The 7,569-nt window shown below is 73.4% G+C and carries 7 protein-coding genes; 5 read left to right on the forward strand and 2 right to left on the reverse strand.

The genetic code is table 11. From position 1 onward, the window contains the following. Positions 1–7: 7 nt before the first annotated feature. Positions 8–1,159 (reverse strand): DegT/DnrJ/EryC1/StrS family aminotransferase, encoded by a 1,152-nt coding sequence (locus ACRDTB_RS04525; RefSeq protein WP_431428643.1) that lies wholly within the window; start codon positions 1,157–1,159, stop codon positions 8–10. Continuing rightward, positions 1,156–2,268 carry a DegT/DnrJ/EryC1/StrS family aminotransferase gene (locus ACRDTB_RS04530; RefSeq protein WP_431428644.1) on the reverse strand — a complete coding sequence of 371 codons (1,113 nt, stop codon included), beginning with the start codon at positions 2,266–2,268 and terminating at the stop codon, positions 1,156–1,158. The genes ACRDTB_RS04525 and ACRDTB_RS04530 overlap by 4 nt, the downstream gene beginning before the upstream one ends. Positions 2,269–2,545: 277 nt before the next feature. Between ACRDTB_RS04530 and ACRDTB_RS04535 the strand changes: the two genes are divergently transcribed. The 5 genes from ACRDTB_RS04535 to ACRDTB_RS04555 all read left to right on the forward strand — a co-directional run. After that, positions 2,546–3,559: an oxidoreductase gene (locus tag ACRDTB_RS04535; RefSeq protein WP_431428645.1), complete on the forward strand. Its 1,014-nt coding sequence runs from the start codon at positions 2,546–2,548 to the stop codon at positions 3,557–3,559. Then, positions 3,549–4,412, forward strand: coding sequence for a sugar phosphate isomerase/epimerase family protein (locus tag ACRDTB_RS04540; RefSeq protein ID WP_431428646.1), 864 nt, complete (start codon positions 3,549–3,551; stop codon positions 4,410–4,412). The genes ACRDTB_RS04535 and ACRDTB_RS04540 overlap by 11 nt, the downstream gene beginning before the upstream one ends. Then, entirely contained in the window at positions 4,409–5,707 is a 1,299-nt protein-coding gene (locus ACRDTB_RS04545; protein ID WP_431428647.1) for a M20/M25/M40 family metallo-hydrolase, read from the forward strand. The genes ACRDTB_RS04540 and ACRDTB_RS04545 overlap by 4 nt, the downstream gene beginning before the upstream one ends. Continuing rightward, positions 5,704–6,825 (forward strand): Ldh family oxidoreductase, encoded by a 1,122-nt coding sequence (locus ACRDTB_RS04550; RefSeq protein ID WP_431428648.1) that lies wholly within the window; start codon positions 5,704–5,706, stop codon positions 6,823–6,825. The genes ACRDTB_RS04545 and ACRDTB_RS04550 overlap by 4 nt, the downstream gene beginning before the upstream one ends. Beyond that, a partial coding sequence (locus ACRDTB_RS04555) for a Gfo/Idh/MocA family protein (protein ID WP_431428649.1) occupies positions 6,822–7,569 on the forward strand: 748 nt, incomplete at its 3' end. The genes ACRDTB_RS04550 and ACRDTB_RS04555, both read left to right, overlap by 4 nt.

Raw genomic sequence — 7,569 nt, forward strand, 5'->3', positions numbered from 1 at the left:
CCTGCGTTCAGCGGCGCGCGAACTCCGTGACCGCGTCCGCGATGTGCTCGACCTGGGCGTCGGTCAGGTGCGGGTAGACCGGGACGGCCAGGGTGTGCGCCGCGGCGTGCTCGGCGTGCGGCCAGCGCCGGCCGGGCGGCGCGTGGCGGGCGAACGCCGGCTGGCGCGGCAGCGGCGCCGGGTAGTAGACGTGCGAGTCGATCCCCCGGCCGGCGAGGTGGTCGCGGAGCTCGTCCCGGTGCGTGGCGAGCAGCGAGTACACGTAGTAGGCGCGGCCGTCCCGGCCGTCGGGCGGGGGCACGATCCCGGGCAGCTCCGCGAACCGCGCGGTGTAGTACTCGGCGATCCGCGCCCGCCGTTCGAGCCGTGCCGCGAGGGTCGGCAGCCGGTGGAGCTGGAACGCCGCCTGGAGCTCGTCGAACCGGCTGTTGTAGCCGATGCGGTGGTGGACGAACCGGCGGGTGCCGTCCTGACCGTGGTTGCGCAGCATCCGGACGGCACGGCCGAGCTCGGGGTCCTGGGTCACCACGACGCCGCCCTCCCCCGGCATGCCGAACGTCTTGACCTGGACGAACGAGAACAGGCCCGCGTCGCCCCACAAGCCGGCCGGGCGGCCCGCGAGCACCGCGCCCTGGGCCACCGCCGAGTCCTCGACCAGCCGCACGCCGTGGCGCGCCGCGATCTCCCGGAACCGCGGCATGTCGGCCATGACGGAGAACAGGTGCGCCGGGACGATCGCGGCCGTGCGGTCGGTGACCAACCGCTCGACCTCGCCCGGGTCGGCCACCATCGTGTGCGGGTCGATGTCGGCGAACACCGGGGTGGCGCCGAGATTGACCACGGTCGCCGCGAGCGGCGCGCAGCCGAACGCGGGCACCACGACCTCGACGTCCGGGCGCACGCCCATCGCGTGCAACACCATGCCGAGCGCCGCGGTCCCGCTCCCGCACGCCACGACGTCGACCGCGCTGGTGACCGCGCCGTCCCGTGCGGTCTCGACGAGCCACTCGCCGAGCAGCCGCTCGAAGCGCGCGGTGTGCTCGCCGAGGATGAACCGCTGCTCGGGCGCGAGCCCCACCTCGCGGACGACGTCGAGCAGCACCTCCCGGTCGGCGTCGAACAGGTCCGGCGGGAAGAACGGCAGCAGGCCCGCGGTCACGACGGCCGCCCGTTGTAGAAGCGGGCGATCGCGTCGCACACGGCGTCGACGCTCGCGAGGTCGAGGTCCGGGTACAGCGGCAGGGCGAGGGTGTGCCGGCACGCTCGTTCCGCGACGGGAAACTCGCCCGGCGAATGGCCGAGGTCCGCGAAACACGGCTGCAGGTGCAGCGGCACGGGATAGTAGGTTTCCGTCCCGATGCCCTCGCCGGCCAGGTAATCGGCCAGCTCGTCCCGCCGGTCCACCTCGATGACGTACACGTAGGAAACGTCGGTCGTGGGCACACCGCGAGCCGTCGAGGTGGGCAGGCGGAGTATGCCGGGAATATCTCGCAATCGCTCGGAGTATGCCTCGGCCAGCGTCGCCCTGCGTTTTATGTCGGTGTCCAGTCGAGCGAGCTTGCACAGCAGAACCGCGGCCTGGATATCGTCCATCTTGCTGTTCAGCCCGCTGATCCCGGTGGCGTTGGAAATGCCGGGAAAATTGTCGATGGTGCGGCCGAACCGGCCGTGGTGACGCAGCGCCCCGGCGGTCTCGGCCAGCCGCGGATCGTCGGTGAGCACCGCTCCCGCGTCGCCGATCGCACCCAGCGTCTTGGTCGGGAAGAACGACAGCACGCCGGCCCGGCCGAGCAGCCCGGCGTGCACGCCGTCCCATCGCATGCCGATCGCCTCGGCGCTGTCCTCGACCACCGTCAGCGCGTGCCGCCGCGCCACCTCGGCGATGCCGGCGATGTCTGCCGGCTGGCAGAACAGGTGCACGGGCATGACGAAACCGCAGTTCGGTGTGACCGCGGCGGCCACCGCGGCCGGGTCGATGGCGTAGCTGTCCGGCTCGATGTCCGCGAACACCGGGCGGCCGCCGGCCAGCACCACCGACGACGCCGACGCGACGAAGCTGAACGCCGGCACGATCACCCGCTCGCCTCGGCGCAGCCCGGTCGCGCGCAGCGCGAGCACGAGGGCGTCCGTGCCGCTGTTCACCGCGACCACGTGCTTCGCGCCGGTGTAGTCGGCCAGCGCGGTCTCGAACTCGGCGACCTTGTGGCCGTGCGAGTACTTTCCGCCACGAATGACGTCCGCGACCTGGCGGCTGATATCCGGCCACAACTCCGCGAAAGTGTTGGATTGCGAGAAGAATGGGATCGTCACATTTCCGGGCAACTCCGCCGCTCCCCACTTCCGCTCGTGACATCGGTCTGCATCGGTCGCATCGACTCTTAGCACGAACCGCGGGGCGCAGCGACTCCGGTTCCTGGACATCGACCGGAGAGTTCACCCTTTTTGGCGACGGTGTCGACCGCGCCTTGACACTCTGCACCGGACGCGGAAATGTCGGCGTCCCAATGAATTCGCTGGGGCATTCGGTTAATCCGAAAGGAGGCGCATGCGGTCACTCGTCATCGGCCTCGGCCGGTCCGGCGCGCACCTGCATCTGCCCGTCCTGCTCCGGCTGCGCCGCACGGCGCCCGGCCTGATCACCGACGGGCCGATCATCGGGTGCGACCCCGCCGGACCGGGCACCGCCGAGCTGACCTGGACCGCCACCGTCGAGCAGGCCGCGCGGCTGCTCGACCCCGGCCACACCGTCGCCCACGTCTGCACCCCGCCCGCTACCCGGGTGCGCATCCTCACCGAGCTCGCCGCGTGCGGCTTCCGGAACATCGTCGTCGAGAAGCCGCTGGCCGTCGACGAGGACGACCTCGCCGAGATCCTCCGGCTGCGCCAACACCACGGGCTGCGGCTGGCCGTCGTCGCGCCGTGGCTGGCGAGCACGCTCACCCGGCGCCTGGTCCGCCTGGTCCGCGGCGGCCGGCTCGGGCCGCTGCGCTCACTGTCCGTCGTCCAGAGCAAGCCGCGGTTCCGCCGATCCCTCGCCGCCGCCTGCCATCCGACCGCGTTCGACGTCGAGCTCCCCCACTCCGTCGGTGTCGCGCTGTACCTGGCCGGCGGCGCCGAGGTGACCGCGGCGAGCTGCACCGACCTGGTCCTCGACGGTCGGCGCGCACCCCACATGGGCGGTGCCGAGGTGCGGCTGCGGCACGCGACCGGTGTCGACACCCGGCTGAGGTCGGACCTGGCCGCCCCGGTTCGGGAACGCCGCGTCACGCTGCGCTTCGAGCAGGGCACCGCCACCGGTCACTACGCGATCGGCGCCGACGACGACCATGCCCAGCTGGCGGTCTCGACCGGCGGCGGGTTCGAGCACGCCGTGCTTCCCGACGACTCGCTCGGCACCTTCCTGCTCGACGCCTACCGTGGCTTCGCCGAGCCCGGCGACGTGCGTCCGGCCGACCTCGAGCTGGCCGCCGAGGTGGTGCGGGTGCTCACCGCGGCGAAGTCGCACGCCGGTGTCGAGCGCCTCGCGACGGCCGGCCGGACGGAGCACGGTGTCCGCTGAGCCGACCCCGGTGATCACGTTCGCCGGCATCGGCGACGAGGCCGGCTCCCGCCTGAGCGACCAGCTGGCCGCACTGTCCACATTGGGCTGGCCCGCGATCGAGCTGCGGACCGTCGACGGAATCGCGGTGGCCGACCTGAGCGAGGAGGCCTTCCGCCGGGTCGCCGACGCGGTCGCCGCCGCCGGCCTGTCTGTGGTGTGTGTCGACTCCCGCATCGGCAACTGGGCGCGGACGATCACCGACTCGTTCGAGACGGACGTCGCCGAGCTGCGTGTCCTGCTGCGCCGGTGCACGCTGCTGGGCTGCCGGTACGTGCGGATCATGTCGTACCCGAACGCCGGGCTCGGCGAGCGCGACTGGCGGCGCCGGGTGGTCGAACGGATCCGGCGGCTGGCCGACCGGGCTGAGCTGGCCGAGGTGGTCCTGCTGCACGAGAACTGCGCGGGCTGGGCGGGAGCCAGCGCCGAACGCGCGCTCGACCTGCTCGACGCCGTGGCGAGCCCGGCGCTGGGGCTGCTGTTCGACACCGGCAACGGGGTCGCGCACGGCTACTCGGCTCTCGACCTGCTCACCGCCGTCGTCGAGCACGTCGTTCACGTGCACGTGAAGGACGCGACGGGCGGGGAGGGCCGCACGGTCTACACGCTGCCCGGCGAGGGCGACGCACGCGTGGCCGACTGCCTGCGCCTGCTGCTGGACCATGGCTACCGCGGCTCGGTGTCGATCGAGCCGCACCTCGCCACCGTGCCGCATCAGGGGCGGGTCGTGGGCGGTCCCGGCCCGTTCGTCGCCGCCGGCCGCGCTCTGTCCACACTGGTCCACGACGAGGTCCTCGCGGGGCGCATCCGATGAGCGACGCACGCGTCCCGCTGCTCGACCACGAGCGAGACCTGCTGCTGCACCTGCTCGAGCTGCCCACCGTCAACCCACTGGAAGACGGCCCGCCGGCCCAGCTGTGGTCGGCCCAGCGCCGCTACGCGCACGCGGCCGCCCGGCTCGGCATGGCGATCATCCACCACGGCCCGGCGAGTGCGGAATGGGCCTGCCGGGACGACGTCCCGCTCGCCGTGCGCCACGCCGCGGCCGAGCGGCCGGACTTCCTCGACGCACAGCCGAGCCTGGTCCTGCGGCTCGGGCCGCGACTGCCGGCCCGCTCGACGGTCATGTTCAACGTCCACCTCGACACGGTGGCCGGTGTCGAGCCGGTCGCGTTCGACGGCCGCCGGTTCACCGGCCGCGGCGCCATCGACGCGAAGGGACCCGCGGTCGCGCTGCTGGCCGGCATCCGCGCCGCCGTCGCCGCGGAACCGGCGATCGGCCGCGACGTCGGCGTGCTGGTCCAGGCCGTGTCCGGCGAGGAAGGCGGGGCGATGGGCACGATCGGCACCAGGCCACTGGTCGAGGCGGGTCACTACGGGCGGCTCAACGTGTTCTGCGAACCGACCGGCCTGCGCTACCTCACCCGTGCCACGGCCGCGATGACCGCCTGCGTCCGGGTGCGAGGCGCCGACGCCGTCGACGACCGGCCGGAAGCCGGCCACAACGCGACCGTCCTCCTGGGATTCCTGGCGCAGCACCTCGCGCTGGCGCTGGCGGGCACCGGTGGCGAGGACCGGCTCTGCGTGGCCGGGCTGCACACCGGGCTCATGCACAACCGCGTCTACGGCAGCGGGGCGTTGCTGCTGAACCTGGCGTATCCCACCACCGCGGCCGGCGAGAGCCTGGAGTCGGCGGTGCACGCGGCCCTGCGGGCGGGCATCGCGGCCTTCGCGGAGCGGTTCGGGGCCGTCGAGGCGTTCGCGCGCACCGCGGCGGACGCCCCCGCGGTGACCACGCTCGAATGGCACAAGCGCGGCCTGCCGGCACTGCACGGCGCCGACCCCTGGTGCGTCCGGTTGCTCGACCGCGCCGGCATCGTGCCATGGCCAGCCGACGAACCGGCCTTCACCTGCGACGCAATCTGGCTGCACGGCCGGCCCGACGTGTCCACGGTGGTCCTCGGGCCGGGCTCGCTAGCCGCCAACAACGCGCATGCCGTGGGCGAGTACGCCGGGCTGGCGGAGCTGGAGCGGTTCGCCGACGCGGTCGCCGGCGTCCTCCGGTGTTTCGCCGAGGACCGGACGGTACAAGGAAAAGGAGCACGATGACGGCGTCGATCACGCCCGCCACGACGATCCGGGTCGCGTACGAGAACCTGCTCGACCTCACCACCGCGGTGTTCGCCGGCCACGGCCTGCCCGAACCACGGGCCGCCGCCGCGGCCGCGGCGCTGTGCCACGGCGATCTCACCGGGGTTGGCTCGCACGGCCTTGCCAACCTGACCCGCCTGTACCTTCCACTCCTCGAGGAGTCCAGAGTGGACCCCGCGGCCGAGCCCGAGATCACCCGGGACCTCGGGCCGTGCGTGGTGGTCGACGCGCACCGGGCGCTCGGCCTGTGGGCGGCCGGCGTCGCCATGGACCTCGCCGTCGAGCGGGCGCGGGCCCACGGCATCGGGTTGGCCAGCGTCCGGCTCCTCACGCACATCGGGTGCGCCGGCTACCACGCCGCGCGCGCCGCGCACCACGGCACCGTCGGGCTGGTGGCCTCGAACTGCGGCGGCCAGCGCATCGCGCGTCCGCCGGGCGGGCGGCTGGCCATGCTCGGCACGAACCCGCTCAGCGTCGCGGCTCCGGTGCCTGGAGGCCCACCCTTCGTGCTGGACATGAGCACGACCGTGGTGCCGACCGGGCGGGTGCGCGAGGCGGCCCGCGCCGGCCGTGAGGTGCCACCCGGCTGGCTCGCCGCCGACGACGGGAGCCCGGTCACCGATCCGGCCACCTTCGACCGGGGTGAGGCACACCTGCGCTGGCTCGGCGGCGCACCGGAAACGGGTGCGTACAAGGGATTCGGGCTCGGGGTCACAGTCGAGGTCCTCGCCGCGCTGCTGTCCGGTGCCGGCTTCGGACCGGCCCGCGAGGCCCTGCTCGGCGACGGACGGCCGTCGGGCCGCGACGACGACATCGGGCTGTTCATGCTCGCGATCGACCCCGGCCTGCTGCGGCCGGACGGTGGGTTCCAGCGCGACGCCGACGAGCTGTTCAGCACGTTGCTCGCCTGTCCGTCCACTGAGGACGGCCGACCGGTGCGCTACCCCGGCTGGCCCGAGGCCGAGCGCGCGCGGCGGTACCACCGTGACGGGGTTCCCCTGTCCGGCGCGCTGTTCGACGAGCTGTGCGCGGTGGCCGGTGCCGCCGGCCTGCCCGCACTAGAGGAGGTCGCATGACGTTGCGGTTGGGGCTGATCGGCCTCGGGGTGATCTCCCGCTTCTACCTGTCCGCGATCCAGGGCCTGCCCTCGGTGCGCCTGGCCTCGGTGTGCGATCAGGACGAGGCGGCGCTGTCCGCGCACCGGGGCAACGTCGCGTGCTACCGCGACCACCGGTCGATGCTCGCGGGCACGGCCCTGGACGCCGTCGTCGTCGCGGTGCCCAACGACGCGCATTTCGTGGTGTGCCACGACGTCCTGGCCGCGGGCCTGCACGTGTGTGTGGAGAAGCCGCTCGCGGTGACCGTCGAGCAGGGCGAGCAGCTGGTCCGCCTCGCGGCCGAGCGGGAGCGGACCCTGTTCTGCGCGTTCCACCGCCGGTACAACGACAACGTCGCCGACCTCGTCCGGCGGCTCGGTTCCCTGCCGCCCGTCGAGTCGGTGCGGATCCGGTACCTGGAACGCATCGAGGACCACGCCGGCACGGACCGCTGGTACCTCGACCCGGACCGGTGCGGTGGCGGGTGCGTGGCCGACAATGGACCGAACGCCTTCGACCTGGCCCGGCTGCTGCTCGGCCCGGTCACGGTGACCTCCGCCGACCTCACCCGGGACGCCCGCGGCGTCGACCGGCGGGCGACGATCCGGCTCCGGGCGGCGGCCACACCCGCCACCGCGACGGTCGAGCTGGACTGGTCGCATCCGGGTGAGCTGAAGGACATCGAGGTGCGGCTGCGGGACGGAGCGGTGCTGGGCGCGGACA

It is taken from the genome of Actinophytocola sp. (genome assembly GCF_050699935.1).
Lineage (GTDB): Bacteria > Actinomycetota > Actinomycetes > Mycobacteriales > Pseudonocardiaceae > Actinophytocola.